Annotated in this window: 18 protein-coding genes; all 18 read right to left on the bottom strand. The window is 38.2% G+C overall.

What is annotated here, in order from left to right; translation table 11 throughout:
• Nucleotides 1-7 precede the first annotated feature (7 nt).
• The gene (gene nusA / locus CCE82_RS02910) at nucleotides 8-1,192 is read right to left on the bottom strand and encodes a transcription termination factor NusA (RefSeq protein WP_086427927.1); all 1,185 of its coding nucleotides are present in this window, start codon (nucleotides 1,190-1,192) and stop codon (nucleotides 8-10) included.
• A gap of 20 nt (nucleotides 1,193-1,212) precedes the next feature.
• The gene (rimP, locus tag CCE82_RS02915; protein ID WP_086427928.1) at nucleotides 1,213-1,680 is read right to left on the bottom strand and encodes a ribosome maturation factor RimP; all 468 of its coding nucleotides are present in this window, start codon (nucleotides 1,678-1,680) and stop codon (nucleotides 1,213-1,215) included.
• Between the two features lie 124 nt (nucleotides 1,681-1,804).
• Nucleotides 1,805-6,112, bottom strand: coding sequence for a PolC-type DNA polymerase III (locus CCE82_RS02920; protein ID WP_086427929.1), 4,308 nt, complete (start codon nucleotides 6,110-6,112; stop codon nucleotides 1,805-1,807).
• A 768-nt stretch (nucleotides 6,113-6,880) separates the two neighbouring features.
• Entirely contained in the window at nucleotides 6,881-8,584 is a 1,704-nt protein-coding gene (locus CCE82_RS02925) for a proline--tRNA ligase (protein WP_086427930.1), read from the bottom strand.
• A gap of 24 nt (nucleotides 8,585-8,608) precedes the next feature.
• A complete protein-coding gene (rseP, locus tag CCE82_RS02930) occupies nucleotides 8,609-9,889 on the bottom strand; it encodes an RIP metalloprotease RseP (protein WP_086427931.1) in 1,281 nt (426 codons plus the stop codon).
• 6 nt (nucleotides 9,890-9,895) lie between these two features.
• The gene (locus tag CCE82_RS02935) at nucleotides 9,896-11,026 is read right to left on the bottom strand and encodes a 1-deoxy-D-xylulose-5-phosphate reductoisomerase (RefSeq protein WP_119184400.1); all 1,131 of its coding nucleotides are present in this window, start codon (nucleotides 11,024-11,026) and stop codon (nucleotides 9,896-9,898) included.
• 16 nt (nucleotides 11,027-11,042) lie between these two features.
• On the bottom strand, nucleotides 11,043-11,825 hold the full coding sequence (locus CCE82_RS02940) for a phosphatidate cytidylyltransferase (protein ID WP_086427933.1): 783 nt from the start codon (nucleotides 11,823-11,825) through the stop codon (nucleotides 11,043-11,045).
• A gap of 14 nt (nucleotides 11,826-11,839) precedes the next feature.
• Complete coding sequence (locus tag CCE82_RS02945) at nucleotides 11,840-12,601, bottom strand: isoprenyl transferase (RefSeq protein ID WP_086427934.1); 762 nt, start codon at nucleotides 12,599-12,601, stop codon at nucleotides 11,840-11,842.
• 242 nt (nucleotides 12,602-12,843) lie between these two features.
• Nucleotides 12,844-13,398 (bottom strand): ribosome recycling factor, encoded by a 555-nt coding sequence (frr, locus tag CCE82_RS02950; RefSeq protein ID WP_086427935.1) that lies wholly within the window; start codon nucleotides 13,396-13,398, stop codon nucleotides 12,844-12,846.
• A gap of 17 nt (nucleotides 13,399-13,415) precedes the next feature.
• Nucleotides 13,416-14,138 (bottom strand): UMP kinase, encoded by a 723-nt coding sequence (gene pyrH, locus CCE82_RS02955; protein WP_086427936.1) that lies wholly within the window; start codon nucleotides 14,136-14,138, stop codon nucleotides 13,416-13,418.
• Between the two features lie 150 nt (nucleotides 14,139-14,288).
• Nucleotides 14,289-15,167 carry a translation elongation factor Ts gene (gene tsf / locus CCE82_RS02960; RefSeq protein ID WP_086427937.1) on the bottom strand — a complete coding sequence of 293 codons (879 nt, stop codon included), beginning with the start codon at nucleotides 15,165-15,167 and terminating at the stop codon, nucleotides 14,289-14,291.
• Nucleotides 15,168-15,257: 90 nt separating this feature from the next.
• A complete protein-coding gene (gene rpsB / locus CCE82_RS02965; protein ID WP_086427938.1) occupies nucleotides 15,258-16,055 on the bottom strand; it encodes a 30S ribosomal protein S2 in 798 nt (265 codons plus the stop codon).
• Between the two features lie 166 nt (nucleotides 16,056-16,221).
• Nucleotides 16,222-16,995 (bottom strand): GTP-sensing pleiotropic transcriptional regulator CodY, encoded by a 774-nt coding sequence (codY, locus tag CCE82_RS02970; RefSeq protein WP_019167863.1) that lies wholly within the window; start codon nucleotides 16,993-16,995, stop codon nucleotides 16,222-16,224.
• Between the two features lie 19 nt (nucleotides 16,996-17,014).
• Nucleotides 17,015-18,424, bottom strand: a complete 1,410-nt coding sequence (hslU, locus tag CCE82_RS02975; RefSeq protein ID WP_086427939.1) for an ATP-dependent protease ATPase subunit HslU — start codon at nucleotides 18,422-18,424, stop codon at nucleotides 17,015-17,017.
• 14 nt (nucleotides 18,425-18,438) lie between these two features.
• Nucleotides 18,439-18,981 (bottom strand): ATP-dependent protease subunit HslV, encoded by a 543-nt coding sequence (gene hslV, locus CCE82_RS02980; protein WP_019165478.1) that lies wholly within the window; start codon nucleotides 18,979-18,981, stop codon nucleotides 18,439-18,441.
• Nucleotides 18,982-18,987: 6 nt separating this feature from the next.
• Nucleotides 18,988-19,878, bottom strand: a complete 891-nt coding sequence (gene xerC, locus CCE82_RS02985) for a tyrosine recombinase XerC (protein WP_086427940.1) — start codon at nucleotides 19,876-19,878, stop codon at nucleotides 18,988-18,990.
• A gap of 119 nt (nucleotides 19,879-19,997) precedes the next feature.
• Complete coding sequence (gene trmFO / locus CCE82_RS02990; RefSeq protein ID WP_086427941.1) at nucleotides 19,998-21,302, bottom strand: FADH(2)-oxidizing methylenetetrahydrofolate--tRNA-(uracil(54)-C(5))-methyltransferase TrmFO; 1,305 nt, start codon at nucleotides 21,300-21,302, stop codon at nucleotides 19,998-20,000.
• Nucleotides 21,303-21,329: 27 nt separating this feature from the next.
• Nucleotides 21,330-23,399 (bottom strand): type I DNA topoisomerase, encoded by a 2,070-nt coding sequence (gene topA / locus CCE82_RS02995; protein ID WP_086427942.1) that lies wholly within the window; start codon nucleotides 23,397-23,399, stop codon nucleotides 21,330-21,332.
• Nucleotides 23,400-23,465: the final 66 nt, after the last annotated feature.

Genomic DNA, 23,465 nt, shown 5'->3' on the forward strand with positions numbered 1-23,465 from the left:
ATCCCTCCTAGTTCTCTTTACTTTCATCCTCTAAGCTTACATTTTCTTCAATTGCTTCATCAGACACTGTTGCTAAATCCATATCTTCAGCTGTCATCGCTTCAGGTTCCGTTTCAACAGTTGTTGTAGCCGCTTCTTCTTCACCAATACCTAACGCTTTTGCATCAGTTTCTGATTTAATATCAATTTTCCAGCCTGTTAATTTCGCAGCAAGACGCGCATTTTGTCCACGTTTACCAATCGCTAATGATAATTGATAATCTGGAACGATCACTGTTGTTGATTGATTTTCCTCATCTACAATGACATCAATCACTTGTGAAGGGCTCAAAGCATTACGTACGAATACTTTTGGATCTTCACTCCATTGAACGATATCAATTTTTTCACCGCCCAATTCTTCAACAACTGCCTCAACACGCGCACCTTTCGCACCCACACATGCGCCGACTGCATCGATATCCGGGTTTTCTGAATACACACTAATTTTTGAACGGTCTCCCGCTTCACGTGCCACAGACTTCACTTCAACTGTACCTTCGAAAATTTCAGGTACTTCTTGTTCAAAAAGACGTTTCAATAAGCCTGGATGACTACGTGATACGAAAATTTGTGGTCCTTTTGTTGTTTGTTCCACTTTGTTCACATACACTTTGATGCGTTCATTTGGAAGATACGTTTCATTCGGGCTACGTTCTGCTTCAGACAATACTGCTTCCGTACGTCCTAAATTCACGTATACATAACGATGGTCCACACGGTCAATGACACCAGTCATAATGTCATCTTCCTTATCAATGAACTCTTCATATAAAATTTCACGTTCAGCATCACGTAAACGTTGCATGACAGCTTGTTTTGCCGCTTGTGCACCGACACGTCCAAAGTCTTTTGGTGTCACATCTTCTTCGTAAATATCACCAATTTCGTACGCTGGGTTTTTCACTAATGCTGTTGATAAATCGATTTCTTCACGGTGATCAAATACTTCTTCTACGACCTCTTTACGAGAAATCACTCGGAATGTACCACTGTCTAAATTCAATTCAACACGGACATTACGTGCGCTGTCGTAGTTTTTCTTATATGCCGTAATTAAAGCTGCTTCAATTGCGTCTACTAAAACTTCTCTAGGAATTTTCTTCTCTTTTTCTAAATATTCCGTTGCTAATAATAATTCGTTACTTTCCACTCAATTTCCTCCTTACGTCTTTAAAGCATAACTGCGTGACGTGCTTTCGCAATTTTATCACGTGGGATGGTGATGGTTTTCGTCTTCGCTTTGACCTTCACTTCCATTGTAATCGTGTCTTCAGTGACTGCTTTCAAATGACCTAACCATTCTTTGTCACCTTCGATTGGCGCATATAATGATACAAATATTGGCTGTTCAATTGCGTTTTGAAAGCCTTTTTCATTTTTAATTGGACGTTCTGCACCTGGTGATGAGACATCTAAATAATACGCTTGTGGAATCGGGTCATGCGCATCCATCACTTCGCTAATACGTTCTGATGCGAGTGTGCAATCGTTTAAATCGACGCCGCCTGGTTTGTCAATGGCAATACGTAAATAATGATCACGACCTTCTTTAGCAAACTCAACATCTACTAATTCAAAGTTCAATTCATCAAGGACAGGTTGTATTATGGTTTCAACTTGCTCTGTAACTTTACTCATACGAGCCCCCTTATGACTGACAAACAAATAGAAAAGAGCGGGTAACACCCACTCTTCCTACTTGAGTCTAATTTTATAAGCAATTTTATTATACCATAGATTGCATTTTGCGACAAATTTATCTCTACATATCAAAGATTGACAACTGCGCTTTGTCTGGCATATCTGGTAATGAACCTAAATCATCCAGGTATTCAATGATTTTTTGAGAGACGCCAGCCTTTTTGTTCAAATCTTCTTTCGATAAGAACGGGCCTTCTTGACGCGCTTCAACAATACGTTTCGCTACGTTTTCACCGAGGCCAGGCACTGCAACAAATGGCGGAATTAATGTGTCGCCTTCTATAATGAACTCATACGCCTGACTCTTCTCTAAGTTAACTGGTTGCATACGATAACCACGATGCGCCATTTCATTCATAATTTCTAATACGGTCAACACGTCTTTTTCTTTTTTACCTAAATCCATATAGCGCGCATACATATCTTTCACAGTTTGGCGGATACTATCTTTATCTTTAACCATCGTAATTAAATCAAAGTCTGATGCACGCACAGTAAAGTAACTCGCATAATAATAGAGCGGGTGATGCACTTTGAAATAAGCAATACGCACCGCCATTAATACATAAGCTGCGGCGTGGGCTTTCGGGAACATGTATTTAATTTTTTTACATGAATCCATATACCAATCTGGCACATTATTTTCTCTCATCACTTGCTCAAATTCTTCAGTCAAGCCTTTACCTTTACGCACTGCTTCCATAATTTTAAAAGCAAGTGACGGTTCTAAACCAGCATACATCAAGTACACCATAATATCATCACGACAACCGATACAACTTGATAACGTACATGTCCCACTACGAATCAGTTCTTGTGCATTACCGAGCCATACATCTGTTCCGTGTGAAAGCCCTGAAATTTGTACGAGCTCTGAGAATGTTGTTGGTTTCGTATCTTCTAACATTTGACGTACGAAGCCTGTCCCAAATTCAGGCACACCGAATGTTCCGGTTTTCGCTAGAATTTCCTCTTCTGTCACACCGAGCGCTTCTGGAGAACTGAAAATCCCCATCGTTTGTTGATCATCTACTGGAATTGTTTTCGGATCGATACCTGACAAGTCTTGCAACATCCGGATCATGGTTGGATCATCGTGCCCGAGAATATCAAGTTTCAACACGTTATCATGAATCGAATGGAAGTCAAAGTGCGTCGTCATCCAACTTGAACTTTGATCGTCTGCCGGATATTGAATCGGTGTAAAGTCAAAAATGTCCATATAGTCTGGCACAACGATAATACCACCTGGATGTTGACCTGTTGTCCGTTTCACGCCTGTACAGCCTTTCACGAGACGGTCGACTTCCGCACCACGCTTATGAATACCTTGATCATTTAAATAGCCTTTCACGAAACCAAATGCCGTTTTCTCAGCGACTGTACCAATCGTTCCGGCACGGTATACATAGTCTTCACCGAACAATACTTTCGTGTAGTTATGCGCTTGAGGTTGGTATTCACCACTGAAGTTCAAGTCGATATCGGGTACTTTATCCCCTTTAAAACCTAAGAACGTTTCGAATGGAATATCTTGTCCTTCTTTAATCATTTCTGTGCCGCATTCACACGTTTTATCTGGCAAGTCAAAGCCAGAGCCAACTGAACCATCATCGAAAAACTCACTCTTTTTACAACTTGGACAAATGTAATGCGGTGGTAGTGGATTCACTTCTGTAATTTCAGTCATCGTCGCCACAAAGCTTGAACCGACCGAACCACGAGAACCTACTAAATAGCCATCTTCTAACGATTTTTTAACGAGTCGTTGCGAAATCAAATAAATAACCGCAAATCCATTACCGATAATACTTTCTAACTCTTTTTCTAAACGATCGATAACAATCTGTGGCAAATCTTCACCATACAGTTGTTTCGCATTACGATAACTCATTTCACGAATTTCTTCATTGGCCCCGTCCATATTAGGTGTATACAGTTTATCTTTAATTGGGACTACTTTGTCAATACGATCCGCTAACGCACGTGTATTTTCAACGACGATTTGATGCGCACGTTCCTCTCCTAAGAAATGGAATGCATCTAACATTTCATCTGTCGTTCTAAAATGCGCTTCAGGTAAAGTTGAACGGTTCAACGGATTACCCGGCTGTGCAGCAATTAAAATACGACGTGCAATCGCATCATGTTCGTGTAAGTAGTGGGCATTTCCCGTCGCAATGACAGGAATTTGATTCGTCTCTCCCACTTTTAAAATACGTTCATAAATCTCAACAAGCGTTTCGTTATCACGAATCAAGTCACGATCGAGTAAATCTTGATATAACGCAGGGGGTTGTACTTCAATATAGTCATAGTATTTCGCAATTCGTTCTACTTCTGACTGATCACGTTGCATCACCGCAGTAAATACTTCACCTTCATCACATGCAGTCCCGACGAGCAAACCTTCACGATGCTCATCTAATAATGAACGCGGAATACGTGGTGTTCGATAATAGTATTTTACAAGCGATGCACTGACAATTTTGAACAAGTTTTTAAGACCTGTTTGATTTTGCACGATTAATGTGACGTGTTGTGGACGCGCACGCTTATATGCATCTTCGTTAGATAACTTTTTGTTAATGTCTTGATGGTTATGCACATCTAACGCTTTCAATTGAGCTAACATTTTCACAAATATATATGCCGTTGCTTCAGTATCATAAATCGCACGGTGGTGTTGTGTGAGCTCTACGCCATATTTTTTAGCTAAAAAGTTCAAGCCATGTTTACCATAACTCGTATTAATCGTACGAGAGAGCTCAAGCGTATCAATAACGGCATTTGTTGACGGACCGAAGCCGAGACGTTCATATCCAGTATCAATAAAGCCCATGTCGAATGACGCGTTATGTGCAACGAAAATTGCATCGCCCACCCAATCTTTAAATTCAGTGAGCACTTCTTCAATTTCAGGTGCACCTTTTAACATATCATCTGAAATATGCGTCAAGTTTTTAATCGTTTCTGTTAACTTTTCATGCGGATTGCTAAAACGTTCGAATTTATCAATAATTTCGCCATTTTTCACTTTGACCGCTGCTAACTCAATAATTTTATCGTATTGATTGGATAACCCCGTTGTCTCGACGTCAAATACAACATATGTCGCATCTTGAAGCATGATGTCAGTAGGCTTATAAGCAATTGGCACACCGTCATCAACGAGCATCCCTTCCATACCATAAATCATTTTAATGCCATGTTTTTCTGCTGCAGCATGCGCATCAGGATAAGCCTGTACAACGTTATGGTCCGTCACAGCAATCGCATCATGACCCCATTGTGCAGCTTGCGCGACATAGTCACCAATGTGCGTCACACCATCCATTTGGCTCATAGACGTATGCAAATGGAATTCCACACGTTTTTCCGCAGCTTTATCAGTTTTGGGTGTACGCTTAATCGCTTCAATATCAGACATCATCATGACAAGGTCACGAATGAACATGTCCTCTTCAATACGACCTTGTGCACGAATCCATTGCCCTTCTTTTAATGATTTAAAATGCTCTAAATCATCTTTGTTTTTGCGCGTAAACATTTTAAGCACCAATGAATCGGTATAGTCTGTCACTTTTAATTCGACAATGTGACGACCACTTTTCAGTTCTTTTAAATTAATATCGAAAATGACACCTTCAATGGCCACTTTGAACTCTTCTTCGATAATAGATTCGATCGGTCGAACATTCTCAACTTGAATCGGCTTACCAATTTGACAACGTTCGACAGTGACCTCATCATCTTGTTGCGCACGTTGTTCTTTCATTTTTTCAATTTTTGCCGTGGCTTCACGTGCACTTTGTTCATCCTCTTCTTGAATGTGCGCTTCTAATGACGCTAAATCTTCATCGTGGCCACTTTCATCCGTCTCAAACACCACTTGTTGAACATTAAAACCGCAACGTTGCATCGCGCGTACTAAACTACCGTTGCATACTTTATTGAAATGGTTCCCTTCAATATCATTTTGGACCAATATTTTTACAACATCGCCCGAAATAATCATACGTTTTTGTTTTAATTGACCTTTAACTTTAGGCGACAATTGCGTTTGTTCAATACAGTCACCAAAATATTTCAGTAAATATTCATCTTGTTGTGTCGCATCATTGACGGTAATTTTCCAATCCACATCTGCAATATGTTGAAAACTTTCTTTCATCGCATGTGTAAAAACAGCATAGTCTTCATATTTTAACAATCGTGGTAATTGGATATGAAACGTCCACTTCCGAGATTTTTCTGATACATCTACACGTGTCAATTGGCCTTGATCAACGAATTCTTGCTCAAAATGGTCTAACATATTCATTTGTTTAAGAAGAATCTTAAATTTTTCTTGATTCTGTAATGTCACTTTCCTAACCACCTTATTTGAATTGCCGTGTATGCATGATATACGTTAATGTTGAACAATTTTCGTGAGTACTATCGGTGCAATATTTTTATAACTTTTCCTATTCCTAAGATTGATGTTTTTTGATTGCCCTCATGGATTCGCTTTCCCAGGGGCTGAACCTCTAACTAACCAACGCTATGGTTTAATCTGACATAAAGTGAAGCGTTGGTGGATTTTCCGGTTCAGCTGATTCCTCGGGAGTCTCATCCATTTTAGCAATCTTTCTTCAAAAACAAAAAAATAACATCATACTTTGGAAATTGATGTTGACTCAAATATCCAAAAATAGCTAGCTTGATGTCTCATCTGATATTTAAGTACACATGATACCAATAGAAAAGGCTGGGAAAACTTAATGTCCCAGCCTCTATCAATTTGAGTCTTAACTACTACACTAGGGCTGTTCGAGGTATTAACAATGCATCCATTCACCCTATCAACTTTTAACTTTCAATGACAACTTTCTATGTTTGCAAGAACTGCCCGAGACTCCTGAGGGAACAGCTGGAGCCGAAAATCCAATTTGGCATTAATATAATGGTTTCACTTAACAAGCCAAATTGAGTTGAGGCGCCAACCTCTAGGAAAGCGAGGACATGTTTAGCAATCAGACAAACTGATATTAATCTTTAAAGTGAACAAACAATCAAATTAAAACATCAAATGTTCATCCATCACTTTGTTCAACGATTAATCGTATTATAACAAATTCAGCATGCGTTGTTACTAAATTTGTTCGTATAATTTTTCAAGGTGTACCACTAAATCATCGACATGCACATCTTCGCTATCGCCTGTGTCACGACGCTTCACTTCTACGATACCTTCTGCTGCATTTTTACCGACTACAACACGAACTGGAATACCAATCAAGTCGGCATCGTTGAATTTCACACCTGCACGTTCATTTCGATCATCATAAAGCACATCATATTTTGATAACAATGTGTCATATAATTGATCGCCACATTCACGTTGTTCGTCTTTTTTCGGATTGACAGTAATCAAATGCACATCAAATGGTGTGACTGATTTCGGCCAAATAATGCCGTTCTCATCATGGTGCTGTTCAATAATCGCACTTAACGTTCTTGAAACACCAATACCGTAACAACCCATTGTTAAGTTTTGTTCGCGACCTTGTTGATTTAAGACTGTTGCTTTCATTGCTTCAGAATATTTTTCACCTAATACGAAAACTTGCCCCACTTCAATACCTTCAGCAAATTGCGCTGGACCAGAACCATCTGCAAGTGGCTCACCTTCAAGAATAAAGCGGAAATCGCCATAGCCTTCAATTTGGAAGTCACGCTCAACATTCGCATTAATGTAGTGGAACCCATCTTCATTTGCACCAATCGCTAAATTACGCAATGATTGAACGAATTGATCCGCATATACTTTGACATCTCTATCAGTAATCGGACCTAAAGAACCTGGTGATGCGCCTAACAAATTACGAATTTCATCATCCGTTGCCATTGTAACATCATCTGTTTTGAAGTAATCTTTAATTTTTACGTCATTCACTTCATGGTGACCACGAACGAGTAATAAAATAAATTCTCCATTTACTTTAAAGACCATTGTTTTAACAATATGATCTAAAGGTTGCCCTAAAAATTCAGCAAGTTCTTGTGCAGTTTTAACATTAGGCGTTGCTACTTTTTCTAATTCTTGTAACGCTTCATCAATGTTAGCTGTTTCATAATATGGCACTTCAGCTTTCTCAATATTCGCCGCATAGTCACTATTGTCGCTATACACAATTGTATCTTCACCAATCGCACTTAATGCATGGAATTCATGTGTATGATTTCCGCCAATCGCACCTGAATCGGCAACGACTGGTCTCACATTTAAGCCGACACGTTTGAAAATCGTACTGTATGCATTGTACATATTTTGATACGTTTCCATCAACGAATCTTCATCAGTATGGAATGAGTATGCATCTTTCATAATGAATTCTCGGCCACGTAATAAGCCAAAACGTGGACGCTTTTCATCCCGGAATTTGGTTTGAATTTGGAACAACGTAAGCGGAAGCTGTTTGTATGAACGTAATTCGTCTCGTACAAGAGATGTCACCACTTCTTCATGTGTTGGTCCTAATGCAAATTCACGTTGGTTGCGATCACGTAAACGCATGAGCTCCATACCGTATGCATCCCAACGTCCTGATTCTTTCCACAGTTCAGATTGTTGTAATACTGGCATTACCACTTCAACTGCATCAATACGTTCCATTTCTTGACGAATAATATCTGAAATTTTGTGGATTACGCGAGTTGCTACTGGTAAATAACTGTATACCCCCGCAGCATTTTGCTTAATTAAGCCTGCTTTTAATAACAGTTGATGGCTAATGGCCTCAGCTTCAGCAGGCACTTCTCTCAATGTTGGAATAAAAACTTTTGATTGCTTCATCCTAGATTGTTCCTCCTTGTCCTATCATAAGAAATAACGTTGTATATCATTCCAAGTGACGAGCACCATGATGATTAATACAAAAATTGCTCCCGCAGCAATAATCACTGTTTCTGCTTTTTTATTGGCAGGTTTTCTAAATATCGCTTCATAAATCACGAATAAAATACGTCCGCCATCCAGTGCAGGAATCGGTAATAAATTCATAATACCTAAGTTGACACTCAATACAGCTGTCCAACTAATTAAATTAATAATCCCCGTTTTGACTACCGTATCGACATTTTTATAAATACCGACTGGACCGTTTAACATATCAAAACTAAAGTCACCCGTGAAAATACTCGCAATCATACTTGCGACTGCAACGAAAATAATTTTACCGAACTCTATTGTCTGTTGAATACCGAATAATAACGGTTCAAATAGTGAACGTTCTTTTTCGGGTATAAAACCGAGTCGATAATCTGTTTGTTTACTCGTTTTTGTCGTTTGAATTTCTACTTTTTTCGGCGAGAATTCCTTTTCAATCGTCTTACCTTCACGTTCAATGACAATCGTTGTAGGTTTTCCTTCTGTTGCTTCAAGTTGTTTTTTTATATCATTATATCGGTGAATGTCATGATTACCGATTTTTTTAATTTCGTCACCTTTTTGTAACCCAATTTGTTGTGCTGGTGAATTTTCAGCGACTTGCGCAATTTTAGGTACCGGGGCACCTTGATAATACGCCAAACCGATTAATAAGACTAAAGCTAAAATAAAATTGAATAATGGACCTGCAAAAAGCGTTAAAAACTTTTGATAAGGCTTTTTATGTGTGAATTGACGATGGCGTGGTGCAATTTGAATTAAACTTCCATTTTGTACAAAGTAAGCTTTTTCGGCGATGTTAAAACGATGACGTGTTTCATCATCAGCAGTTACACCTTCGATAAACAAGTCTTCAGTTAAATCGACTTGTTTCACTTCTAACGCTTCAATTTGTTGGAATTTATGTTGATCATCTAAAATGATGTGTGTCACTTCATTCGCGTCATTCGTTTTAATTCTAACGTGCATCCCAGGTTGAACAGGGGACTCTTCCATCCCGTCACCCGCCATACGTACATAACCACCCACTGGTAACAAGCGGATTGTGTAGAGTGTTTCATTTTTACGAAAACTAAAAATCTTTGGTCCCATACCAATCGCAAACTCCGGACACATAATACCAGCACGTTTTGCAAAATACATATGACCAAATTCGTGTACAAATACGAGGACACCAAAGACAATAATAAATGCAATAAGGGTTATGAGCACAGTTTCTTACACCTCATATTCTTTTGTTTTATAGTAATGATCTAATTCTAAAATTTGTTCAAGTGTTGGATTTTGAATGACTTCGTGTGCTGTCATTTCACGTTCAATCATTTTCTCAATATCCAAAAATGCAATTTCACGGTTTAAAAACTTAGCGACAGCCACTTCATTCACCGCATTTAATACAACCGGCATCGTGCCACCGATACGTAATGCATCGTACGCATATTGTAAACAGCGATAACGATCAAAGTCCATAGGTTTAAAGTTTAACTGCGCAACTTCAGCAAGGTTTAATGATGGTGCTTGATGCTCAATACGCTCAGGATAAGTGAAAGCGTACTGAATCGGCATGCGCATATCCGGTGTCCCTAATTGCGCCATCACGCTTGTATCAACAAATTCGACCATTGAATGAATGATACTTTCTTTATGCAAAATGGTTTGAATTTGGTCGATATCTAAATCGAATAACCACTTTGCTTCAATGACTTCAAATCCTTTATTCATCATCGTTGCAGAATCAATCGTAATTTTATGACCCATTGACCAGTTCGGGTGATTCAGTGCATCCTCTACCGTTACGGAAGCCAATTGATCACGTGTTAAGTCACGGAATGAGCCGCCACTTGCCGTAATGACGACATTTTTCACTTTGCGCATATCTTCGCCATTTAAACATTGAAAAATCGCTGCATGTTCAGAGTCAACTGGCAAAATATTGACACCATGTTGACGTGCATGTGCCATGACCAATTCACCTGCAACAACTAACGTTTCTTTGTTGGCTAAAGCGATATCCTTACCTGCTTCAATCGCTTTCATCGTCGGTTCGAGCCCAACACTACCGAGCAATGAATTCAATACTAAGTCATTTTTTTCATAAGTTGCGACCTCGATTAAGCCTTCGCGACCACTGACGATATGACTGTGATAAGGTTTTAATTGTTCTACTGCACTTACTTCTTGAACTGCGACGATGTCAGGATTAAATTTTTGAATCACTTCAATCGCAAAATCAACATTTTTTCCTACAGTAAACGCAATTAAATTAAAGTTTTCAGGATGGCGTTCAATGACATCAATAGCCTGTTGACCTATTGAACCCGACGCTCCTAAAATAGCGATATTTTTCATCATTTCTCACTTCTCTTTACATTTGAATTAAGAAAATATTCATTAATGGTAATACGAACATAAAGCTGTCAAAGCGGTCTAAAATGCCACCATGTCCTGGCAATAAACGACCCGAATCTTTAACACCAAAATGACGTTTAAATCCTGATTCTACAAGATCACCGAGTTGACCAAACATACTCAATACAACTGTAATGAGTAAAAGGCCAACTATTGGGTAGTCAAAGTCAACGAAAAACATAAAAACAATCGGCACAATCAAACTACAAATTAACCCGCCGATAAATCCTTCAATCGTTTTATTGGGACTAATCGTCGGCCATAATTTACGCTTTCCTAAAAGGCGCCCAAATATGTAAGCACCTGTGTCTGTCAACCATACAATCAGTAAACCAAATAAAATAAACTGTAGGCCTGCTTCACGTGTGACATAAAAATACATAAAACCAATACCGACATAAGCGACAGACATCAGACAAAAAGCTGAATCCATAAAACTAAATCTATTTTTTGACATCACCGTATAACTTAAAATAATAAAACTCATTGCAATCAATGACTTTTGTTGTAACACGATGACCCAGCTTCCAAAATCTTGCGGGAGCATCATAATGATTAATGCAAGTGCACTTAGAAGACCAGGTATTGACAAAAATTGGATTCTATTCATGTTTAAAAGTTCTTTTAACGCAATTAATGCAAGTAAAAAAGTAAAATACATCCATGTTGATCCACCAATGAGCAAAATAGGTAAAAAAACAATGAGTGCCACTATCGTTGTGATTGTTCTAACCTTCATCCCACTACTCCTATCTACAATCCTCCAAATCGTCTTTGTCGTGATTGATATGTTTTAATACATGCTTTTAACTCTGCCTCATCAAAATCCGGCCACATTTTAGAATTAAAAATAAATTCACTATACGACAGTTGCCAAATCAAGAAATTACTAATTCGCTGTTCCCCAGACGTACGAATCAACAATTCTGGATCAGGATAGTCACGTGTCATTAAATACTTTTGAAAATGTTGTTCCGTTAACGCATCAATATCCTGATCAGACGCATGACGCATATCTTTCATCAATGTTTGAATACCATGAACAATTTCGGCACGTCCACCATAATTAATCGCAAATATTAAAGTCAACCCCGTATTATCAGATGTTTTAATTTTGGCTTCTTCAATTGCCTGAATCGTTTTTTCTGGCAAATCATTAATAAAGCCAACTGTCTCAACTCTGACATTTTTTTCGATTAATTCAGGTAGAAACGTATTTAAAAAGTTAACAGGTAAGCCCATGATGTAATTCACTTCTTCATCAGGTCGCGACCAGTTCTCTGTTGAAAAAGCGTAAAGGGTCAAATATTTGATACCTAAGTCACTTGCCGCACGCGTAATTGTTTTAATTGTTTGCATGCCTTGATAATGCCCTTTAATTCTAGGCATTTTACGCTGTTTGGCCCAACGACCATTGCCATCCATAATAATTGCAATGTGTTCAGGTATATTATGTAAATCGAGCGCTTCGATATGGTTTTGAGTGTCATTTTTTTTCTTAAATTTCTTAAACATGCGCGTTCCTCCGAGCCTATTTCGTCTCTTAAAATATTATAATCTCATAAGCGTACAATTATCTACCATTTTATCACACTCAATACCTGCATTGAATAAACAAAGAAAAAAACTGTACCAAAGTCGTATTCGGTACAGCTTAAAAGTAGACAAACATTTTCTACAGTCTTCTTATTAAATTGGACTGAGTTAACGCACCTTACTCAAATCAAACCTCATCATAAGGCGGATGACTGTTTGATTTAGACTGACATAATGTCTTTTTCTTTGTCTGCCACTAACTGATCGATTTCTTTGATAGAGCTATCAGTAATTTTTTGCACTTCATCAGATCCGTTACGTAACTCATCTTCAGAAATTTCGCCATCTTTTTCTTGTCTTTTTAATGTATCGTTCGCATCACGACGAATATTACGGATAGAAACTTTCGCATTTTCACCTGTTTTCTTCACATCTTTAACGATTTCTTTACGACGCTCTTCAGTTAAAGCAGGCACCATAATACGAATGACATCACCGTCACTAGTCGGATTAACCCCTAAATTTGCTGCGATAATCGCTTTTTCAATGTCAGCTAGAGACGTCTTATCGTATGGAGATACAACAAGTAAACGCGCTTCAGGCACATTAATACTTGCAAGTTGTTGTACAGGCGTTGGCGCACCATAGTAATCGACTTGAACGCCAGCAAGTAAGTTAGAGTTTGCGCGTCCAGCATTGATTTGAGCTAATTCACGAGTTAAATTCTCAGTTGACTTTTTCATACGACTTTTCGCATCTTGAATAATTTCTTTCATTGTTTTGCACCTCTATATTATTTTGTAATGATTGTACCGATATCTTCACCTTGAACAGCACGTTTAATATTGCCTTCTTCCATAATAGAGAAGACTTTTAACGGTATATTGTTGTCCATACAGAATGAAGAGGCTGTTGAATCCATTACTTGTAAACCTTCTTGTAATAATTGAATGTAAGTTAAGCGATCATATTTTTTAGCATTCGGGTCAACTTTAGGATCCGCTGAATACACACCATCCACATTGTTTTTACCCATTAAAATTACATCTGCTTCCACTTCGGCAGCACGTAATGCCGCAGTCGTGTCTGTTGAGAAATAAGGGTTACCAATACCTGCTGCAAAAATAACGACACGGTGTTTTTCAAGGTGACGGATAGCACGACGTCGAATGTATGGCTCTGCAACTTGTTTCATTTCGATAGACGTTAATACACGTGTATCACAGTCGAGTTGCTCGAGACTATCTTGTAGTGCTAAAGCGTTCATGACAGTTGCTAACATACCCATATAGTCAGCAGTCCCACGATCCATACCTAAATCACTACCTGTTTTTCCGCGCCAAATATTACCACCACCCACGATTACAGCAATCTCAGTATCCATTTTAGCAACTTCTGCTACTTGTTCTGCGATGCTCTTAATAATCATTGGATTGATACCAAAACCTTTGTCACCTGCTAATGCTTCTCCGCTTAATTTCAAAACTACTCGCTTATATTTTGAAGTTTCAGTCATTATTTTAACCTCTCTATTCGTAATATGTAAAACAATACAAGTAAAGAAGACACAATAAGTATCTTCCTTGCACACGGCTTCAATCATGCATTGAAGTCATGCAAAGGAGGACACGAAAGGTGTCTTCTTTCTTATACAAAACCGTGTTAATTATTTCATTTGTCCTTTAACTTCATCAGCAAAGTTTTCTTGGCGTTTTTCAATGCCTTCACCTACTTCGTAACGTACGAAGTCAACAAGTTTTCCACCTTTAGATTTAAGGAATTCTTCAACTGTTTGGTCAGGGTTTTTAACGAAGTTTTGATCAACTGCACAAATTTCTTGTAAATATTTACGTAAACGACCTTCAACCATTTTTTCAACGATGTTTTCTGGTTTGCCTTCATTTAAAGCTTGTTGTTTTAAAACTTCTCTTTCGTGGTTAAGTTCTTCTTCACTTACTTGCTCAGAAGATACATATTTAGGGTTGATTGCAGCGATGTGCATTGCAACGTCTTTAGCTGCTTCTTCATCCGTTGTACCTTCAACAACAGAAAGTACTGCAATACGTCCACCCATGTGTAAATATGCACCGAACGCATCGTTATCAGTTTTAGTTCTGATTTCGAAACGACGTAAGCTTAATTTTTCACCGATTGTTGAAATTGCTTCTGTCATATGTTCAGAAACTTTTTTACCATTTGGTAATGTTGTTTCATTTAATTCTTCTACAGTTGCTGCTTTTGTATCAAGAATTTGGTTAGCAATTTCTTTTACAAGTTGTTGGAAACCTTCGTTACGAGCTACGAAGTCCGTTTCAGAGTTGATTTCAACGATAACTGCCTCATTACCTTTTACTTCAACATGTGTAATACCTTCAGCTGCAATACGGTCAGCTTTTTTAGCTGCTTTTGCAATACCTTTTTCACGAAGGTAGTCAATCGCTTTATCAATATCTCCGTCAGTTGCTTCTAAAGCTTTTTTACAGTCCATCATACCCGCGCCAGTTTTTTCGCGTAATTCTTTAACAAGTTTAGCTGAAATTGCCATTCATAATTCCTCCAATTTTAAAAAGTACTTAATTTATTTTAAAAAAAGGTGATAAGCATATTTATCTTATCACCCATTTCAAGATGCGTCTTAGTTAGATTCAACAGTTGCTTCAGTGTTTTCTGTCGCTTCAGTTGATTCGCTTTCTGCTGTTTCATCTTCTGTTAAGTCGATGTCTTGTTCAGCAGCCACTTCTTCGTTTGATACACCTTGTTGACCTTCTAAGATTGCGTCCGCCATTTTACCAGTTAATAATTTAACCGCACGAATCGCGTCATCGTTCGCTGGGATAACGTAGTCAATTTCATCTGGATCACAGTTTGTATCAACAATACCTACGATAGGGATGTTTAATTTACGCGCTTCTGCAATTGCATTACGCTCTTTACGTGGGTCAACTACGAATAATGCTTGTGGCATTGATTTCATTTCACGAATACCGCCTAAGAATTTAATTAAACGGTCATATTCTTTTTTAAGTTCTACAACTTCTTTTTTAGGAAGTACGTCGAAAGTACCGTCTTCTTCCATTTTTTCGATTTCAGAAATACGTTGAACACGTTTAGAAATTGTTTTGTAGTTTGTTAAGATTCCGCCTAACCATCTTTGGTTAACGTAGTAGTGGCCAGCACGTTCTGCTTCAGCTTTCACTGATTCTTGTGCTTGTTTTTTCGTACCTACGAATAAAACTTTACCGCCTTCTTCAGAAACTTGCTTAACAAAGTTATAAGCTTCTTCAACTTTTTTCACTGTTTTTTGTAAGTCGATGATATAAATACCATTTCTCTCAGTGAAAATGTACTTTTTCATTTTTGGGTTCCAACGGCGTGTTTGGTGACCGAAGTGAACACCAGCTTCTAATAATTGTTTCATTGAAATAACTGCCATAATATAAATTCCTCCTATTGGTTTACATCCGCCACGTCCACTCATATAAAAACGATAATTTGAATTACCGCACCCTTTTATACTTTGATGCACGTGTGTGTTTTGACTTTTTCAGCCGCATATTAATATATCACAACATGTGACAAATTGCAACAAGTCAAGCCATTTATTCTGTGCGTGAAAGCTCGTCTAAAAATGCTTCTTTTTTAACTTTAATGAATGTCCCTTTCATACCAAGTGAACGAGATTCAATAACGCCCGCACTTTCTAACTTTCTTAATGCGTTTACGATCACTGAACGCGTAATTCCGACACGGTCAGCCACTTTAGAAGCAATTAATAATCCTTCTTTGCCACCGAGTTCTTCAAAAATATGATCAATCGCTTCTTTTTCTGAATATGACAATGAATTGATTGCCATAGAAATTGCAGCTTTGTCACGTGCTTCAGATTCAATTTCAGAATGTTTCTCACGCAAGATTTCCATACCAATCACTGTTGCTGCATATTCACCAAGCACGAGGTCATTATCTTCAAATTCATCAGATACACGTCCTAAAACTAATGTACCTAAACGCTCACCGCCACCAATAATTGGGAAGACTGTCGTTTTTGAGTTTTTAAACACGTCTTCATTTTCTGGTGGGAATACTGATAATTCATTATCAATTGAAATATTAGATAACGTTTCATAGACATGCATTAACTTTTCTGTATATTCTTCTGGGATATGTCGGTCTTCCAACATTTTAATAATACGTTCATTCTTAAGTAATTCATTTAAACTAGAACCTAATATTTTACCGCGGCGAGAAACAATGAACACATTAGTTACAGTCACTTTACTTATCGTTTGTGCAACATCTTTAAAATCTACTGAGATGCCCTTATGTTTTTGTAACAAACTACTCAATTCTCTTGTTTTCGATAATAAGCTCATGTCATTACTCCTTTTTTTCTTATAAAATAAATTCGCTTAAATCTTTGTTTGTCGAAATCGTTTTTAATTTATCATCAACATATTGTGGTGTGATGTCCACTTGTGCATGCGGCATATTGGGTGCTTCGAAAGATAAATCTTCTAACATTTTTTCTAAGATGGTATGCAAACGACGCGCACCGATATTATCCGTTTCTTGGTTAACATGATGTGCCATTTCCGCAAGTCGATAAATGGCTTCATCTGTGAAATTCACAATAACCTCTTCAGTTTTGAGTAACATTTCGTATTGTTTAATTAAGGAAAGCTTCGGTTCTTTAAGAATTCGTACAAAATCATCAACAGATAAATCTTGTAACTCTACACGAATCGGAAAACGTCCTTGTAGCTCTGGAATTAAATCACTTGGTTTTGATACATGAAATGCTCCAGCGCCGATAAAAAGCATATGCTCCGTACTAACAGTACCATATTTCGTCTTGACTACGCTACCCTCAAGGATAGGCAGAATATCACGTTGTACACCTTGTCTCGAAACATCTTGACCACTGTTTTGATTCGACGTTGCAACTTTGTCAATTTCATCGATAAAAATGATACCCATTTGCTCTGCTAAATCAAGCGCTTCTTGATTCGCAGTTTCATGGTCAATCATTTCATCAGCAAATTGATCCACCAAAATTTTACGTGCCGTTTTCACTGGCACTTCTTTTTGGACCTTTTTCTTCGGCATCAATTGGTTCATCATTTCTTGCATTTGCTCATTTTGATTTGTCCCAAGCATTCCTAAAGCACCTGGATCTTGTTCAACCTTCACTTTAACTTTCTCTTCTTCAAGTTGGCCATTCAACAACTGTGTACGAATTTCAGAGCGCTTCGTTTTAATTTCTTCAGTTGGTGGTTCTTCTTCATCTTCATCGTTTTGCTGTCCAAAGTTTGGAATCGCGCCACCAAATAAAGATTCTAATGGATTGTTGGTATTTTGACTTGCTTTTTTCTTCAGACTCGGTACAAGTAATTTCACTAATTTATCATTTGCTTTTTGTGTCGCCGCTTCAACAACATTCGCTTTTTTCTGATCTTTAACTAATCGTACGGCAACATCCACAAGGTCTCGTACCATACTTTCAACATCACGACCAACGTAACCGACTTCAGTAAATTTCGTTGCTTCTACTTTTAAAAATGGTGCACCGACAATTTTAGCCATACGACGTGCGATTTCAGTTTTCCCTACACCTGTCGGCCCCATCATCAAAATATTTTTTGGCGCAATTTCTTGTTTCACTTCATCATCAATTAAACTACGGCGATATCTATTTCTCAACGCGACAGCAACTTTTTTCTTAGCTTCTTCTTGGCCTACAATATATTCATTTAATCGATCTACAATATCTTTTGGTGTATATTTAATCGCATTACGATCCATGCTCGATACCTCCATTATAGTTCTTCCACTGTGATATGATCATTCGTGAATACGCATATTTCTGAAGCGACTTTCAAACTTTCATATGCCATTTCACGTGCACTTAAGTGTGACGCATGTCTTTTAAACGCTCGACCCGCACTTAACGCAAAATTGCCGCCTGAACCGATTGCAATTAAATCATCATCTGGCGCAATCACTTCACCTGTACCACTCACGACGAGGATATGATCTTTATCCATAACAATGAGCATCGCTTCCAGTTGACGTAATTGTTTGTCGCCTCGCCACTCTTTTGCAAGTTCTACAGCAGCTCTTTCAAGATTGCCACTGTATTGCTGTAATTTTGCTTCAAATTTTTCAAAAAGTGTAAAAGCATCAGCAACACTACCTGCAAAACCTGCAATGACTTTGCCATTATACAGCTTTCTTACTTTTTTAGCAGTTTGTTTCATGATCACTTTTTCACCTAAAGTGACCTGACCATCACCAGCCATTGCTGCGCCACCATTATGTCTCACTGCATAAATCGTTGTTGCATGTATTGATGAACTCATGTATGATTACTCTCCTTTTTTCGCACGTGGATGTGCCTTTAAATAAACATTTCTTAATTGTTGATTCGTCACATGGGTGTAACGACCTGTTGTAGATAAATTAACATGCCCAAGTAAGCTTTGAACAGTTCTAAGGTCTGCACCTTCATTTAGCATATGTGTCGCAAACGTATGTCTTAATTTATGTGGATGAATCGATGTCACACCAGCAGTTCGTTTGACAATGTCATTTAACACATAGCGTACACCCCGCTCAGTAATCGGCTGACCTTTTAAATTTGTAATTAAATAAGGATGTTGAACATTTTGAATCGGCGCAAACTCTACCAAATACTGTTCAATACTTTGCCTACAAAACTCTCCAAAAGGCACGATACGTTCTTTACCACCCTTACCTAACACTTTAATCCAACACATTTCGAGGTCAACGTCTTCTACTTTTAAAGACACTAATTCAGAAACACGGATGCCTGTTGCATAAAACAACTCTAAAATCACTCTGTCTCTCAACCCTTTGTGAGGATCGTGCATGACAGTTTGAAATAACGCTTCCATCTCTTCTGTGTAAAAAAACGTCGGTAAGTAACGTTCCTTTTTCGGATGGACTAACTGAACAAACGGATTCACAATCCCCTCTTCTTGCGTCATCCAAAAAGCATAAAAGCTTCGTAATGTAGATATTTTTCGCGATACTGTAGTTCGTTGGAGTCCCATATCATAAAGTGTCTGCAAATAATTTCTTGCGTCCAAATATTTAAATGCCGTAAGCGCTAATTGTTCTTGCCCAAGGAATCGATTAAATTGAACAAGATCATCATGATAGGCTTTCAACGTGTGGTCTGAGAAAAAACGTTCCCTTTTTAACATATCTAAAAATTGTTCTTGGATTTGTTTCAATTCAAAAACCCCTCCATCATTAGCATTGTAGCATAATGATGAGGGGAACTGCATTGATTATACATTGAATTTTTCTATTTATCAAAATTTTGCTTATTTTGCCATTAATTACAGTTTTGTTACAACGTTTGTTTAAAATGATCAAGTTGTTCTAACGCACGATTCGCTAAAGTTTCGTAACGTTCTTTTTTATCTTTAATACGTTGCTCAAGCGGTGGCACTAGACCAAAGTTAGCATTCATCGGTTGGAAGTTTTTGTTATTCGAAGCATGCGAAATATAGTAAGCCATACTACCGAGCATTGTTTCACGCGGGAAAACCACATCTGCTTTACCTAACAAACGATGTGCTAAGTTAATCCCTGCAATCATACCACTCGCTGCACTTTCAACGTAACCTTCCACACCAGTCATTTGACCTGCAAAGAATAAGTTTTTGCGATTTTTAAACTCATAAATCTCACTCAACACTTCTGGAGAGTTGATAAACGTATTACGATGCATCACACCATATCTTACAATATCTACGTTTTCAAGACCAGGAATGAGACGAATCACTTCTTTTTGTGCGCCCCATTTCAAGCGCGTTTGGAACCCTACAATATTGTAAAGCGTGCCTGCAGCGTCATCTTGTCTTAATTGAACGACAGCATACGGGCGTTTTCCAGTTTTTGGATCTTCTAAACCGACTGGCTTCATTGGGCCAAACAATAACGTCTTCTCGCCTCTACCCGCCATGACTTCAAAAGGCATACACCCTTCAAAATACTTTTCTTTTTCGAAATCATTCATCGGTGCAACTTCAGCGGCAAGTGCGGCTTCATAAAAACGATCAAATTCCTCTTTCGTCATCGGACAGTTTAAATATGCGGCTTCACCTTTGTCATAACGCGATTTTAAATAAACTTTATCCATATCGATAGAGTCTTTTTCAATAATTGGTGCAGCTGCATCATAGAAGTAAAGTTGATCTTCACCCGTTAATGCAACAATTTCTTTCGCAAGTGGCTCAGTAGTTAATGGCCCTGTCGCAATAATGGTTGGCCCTTCAGGAATAGACGTTACCTCTTCATTGCTCACAGTCACATTTGGATGATTTCTTAACTTTTCAGTGATGTAGCCTGCAAAATCATGTCTATCTACTGCTAAAGCCCCACCAGCAGGAACACGTGCATGATCAGCAGCTGCGATAATCAATGAATCTAAACGGCGCATTTCTTCTTTTAACACACCTACTGCATTCGTTAACGCATTTCCTCTTAATGAATTCGAACATACGAGCTCAGCAAATTGATTCGTATGGTGCGCAGGTGTTTGTTTCACTGGTCGCATTTCAAAAAGATTCACATGGATGCCACGTTCCGCAAGTTGAAATGCTGCTTCAGACCCTGCTAAACCAGCGCCGACAATATTAACAGATGTCATGGTTCTTACCTCTCTTTAATACTCATATTATTTTTGAACTTCTTCTTTATAATCACAATTCGAACAAACAACTTGTGTCGAACGTCCTTTTTTATGCTCAGCAAGATAGTGTTGACATTTCGGACAATCACGACCAATCGGCTTATCCCATGTGACAAAATCACACTCTGGATAATTCGAACAACCATAGAAAATACGATTTTTCTTAGATTTACGTTCAACGACATCGCCTTTTTTACATTTTGGACATGTCACACCAATCGGCTTCGTAATCGCTTTCGTGTTTCGACAGTCAGGGAAGTTAGAACATGCCATAAACTTACCATAGCGTCCCATTTTAATGACCATTGGATTGCCACATACTTCACAATCTTCGCCAGCAGGTTCGTCTTTAATTTCAACTTTTTCCATTTCTTCTTCAGCACGTTCAACGTCTTGTTTGAAACTGTTGAAAAAGTCACCTACTACTTTTTTCCACGCTACGTCACCATCTGCAATTTTATCGAGTAACGTTTCCATGTTAACAGTAAAGTCGACATCGATAATCTCAGGGAAATATTCTTTCACTTGTTCATGCACAATTTCACCTAATTCAGTAGGGACGAAACGCTTGCTTTCATTCTTCACATAATTACGCTTTTGAATCGTATCAATCGTCGGTGCATACGTTGAAGGACGACCAATTTTAAGTTCTTCTAGCGTTTTCACAAGACGTGCTTCTGTATAGCGCGGTGGTGGTTGCGTAAAGTGTTGTGCAGGTTCAACCTTTGTCGCCAACACTTCATTACCTACTTCAAGCTTCGGTAAACGATTTTCTTTTTCTTTACCTTTATCATCATCCGTTTCAACATAAAGTGTCATAAAACCTTTGAACTTAATCGTTTGACCATTTGCTCTAAACTTCACATCGTTTTGCGTTAAATCTACAGCAACTGTATCTAAAATTGCCGGTGCCATTTGACTCGCTACAAAACGTTCCCAAATCAATTTGTATAAACGATATTGATCACGTGTCAAATAGTCTTTCATTTCAGCAGGCGTTCTTAACGTACTTGTTGGACGAATCGCTTCATGGGCATCTTGGTCACCTTGTTTACCCTTTTTCGTCACTTTAGATAAATATTCACTACCGTATTCTGATTCAATATATTGTTTCGCTTCATTTTGCGCATCTTTAGAAATGCGTGTCGAATCCGTTCTCATATATGTGATGAGCCCAATCGTACCTTTACGCTTCAAGTCAATACCTTCATAAAGTTGTTGTGCCACCATCATTGTTTTACGCGCCTTGAAATTAAGTTTTCGAGCCGCTTCTTGTTGTAAAGTGGAGGTCGTAAATGGGTTGGCAGGTTTACGTGTTTTTTCTTTTTTAGTCACATTGGAAACCGTGAATTGATTACCATCTAATGCTTTCGTTATGACCGCTACATCATCTTTTGTCGATAATTTAAAAGGCTTATCTTTATAATGAAGAAACTTGGCATTAAACTTTGATTTTCCATAACGAAATTCACCTTCAATTGACCAATACTCTTCAGGTTTAAAGTTACGAATTTCATTTTCACGGTCAATCACTAGACGAAGCGCTACTGATTGTACACGTCCGGCTGACAAACCTTTTTTTACTTTTTTCCATAATACTGGTGAAATATTATAACCTACTAATCGGTCTAATACACGTCGCGCTTGTTGTGCGTCAACTAAATCCATTTCAATACCGCGTGGATTTTTGAAGCTTTCTTTTACAGCATCTTTTGTAATTTCATTAAAAACCACACGATTTTCTTTACTATCTTCTAGTTCTAAAATGTTTGCCAAGTGCCATGCAATTGCTTCACCTTCACGATCGGGGTCACTCGCGAGAAAAACTTTTTTCGCTTTTTTCGCATGTCTTTTCAAGTCTTTAACGACTGGCCCCTTACCTCGGATAGTAATATATTTAGGTTCATAATCATGTTCCACATCCACGCCCATTTGACTGCGTGGTAAATCTCTCACATGACCCATTGATGCGATCACTTTGTATTTCTTACCTAAATATTTTTCTATAGTTTTCGCTTTTGCAGGCGATTCAACAATGACAAGATTATCTGCCAAAGTAGTTACCCCCTTGCTTTTTCTGTTTACAAAGATAAATGATAAACGGTTATTTTTATATTTGTC

The sequence above is a fragment of the Staphylococcus cornubiensis genome, from assembly GCF_900183575.1.
Classification (GTDB): domain Bacteria; phylum Bacillota; class Bacilli; order Staphylococcales; family Staphylococcaceae; genus Staphylococcus; species Staphylococcus cornubiensis.

Coding starts and splice junctions, on each gene's coding strand:
- rpsB (WP_086427938.1), bottom strand. CDS start 16,055: ATGGCAGTTATTTCAATGAAACAATTATTAGAAGCTGGTGTTCACTTC.
- rimP (WP_086427928.1), bottom strand. CDS start 1,680: ATGAGTAAAGTTACAGAGCAAGTTGAAACCATAATACAACCTGTCCTT.
- tsf (WP_086427937.1), bottom strand. CDS start 15,167: ATGGCAATTTCAGCTAAACTTGTTAAAGAATTACGCGAAAAAACTGGC.
- hslU (WP_086427939.1), bottom strand. CDS start 18,424: ATGGATCGTAATGCGATTAAATATACACCAAAAGATATTGTAGATCGA.
- codY (WP_019167863.1), bottom strand. CDS start 16,995: ATGAGCTTATTATCGAAAACAAGAGAATTGAGTAGTTTGTTACAAAAA.
- trmFO (WP_086427941.1), bottom strand. CDS start 21,302: ATGACATCTGTTAATATTGTCGGCGCTGGTTTAGCAGGGTCTGAAGCA.
- CCE82_RS02925 (WP_086427930.1), bottom strand. CDS start 8,584: ATGAAGCAATCAAAAGTTTTTATTCCAACATTGAGAGAAGTGCCTGCT.
- CCE82_RS02940 (WP_086427933.1), bottom strand. CDS start 11,825: ATGAAGGTTAGAACAATCACAACGATAGTGGCACTCATTGTTTTTTTA.
- CCE82_RS02935 (WP_119184400.1), bottom strand. CDS start 11,026: ATGAAAAATATCGCTATTTTAGGAGCGTCGGGTTCAATAGGTCAACAG.
- frr (WP_086427935.1), bottom strand. CDS start 13,398: ATGAAAGAAATTATTCAAGATGCGAAAAGTCGTATGAAAAAGTCAACT.
- pyrH (WP_086427936.1), bottom strand. CDS start 14,138: ATGACTGAAACTTCAAAATATAAGCGAGTAGTTTTGAAATTAAGCGGA.
- hslV (WP_019165478.1), bottom strand. CDS start 18,981: ATGAGTTCATCAATACATGCAACAACGATTTATGCAGTGAGACATAAT.
- CCE82_RS02945 (WP_086427934.1), bottom strand. CDS start 12,601: ATGTTTAAGAAATTTAAGAAAAAAAATGACACTCAAAACCATATCGAA.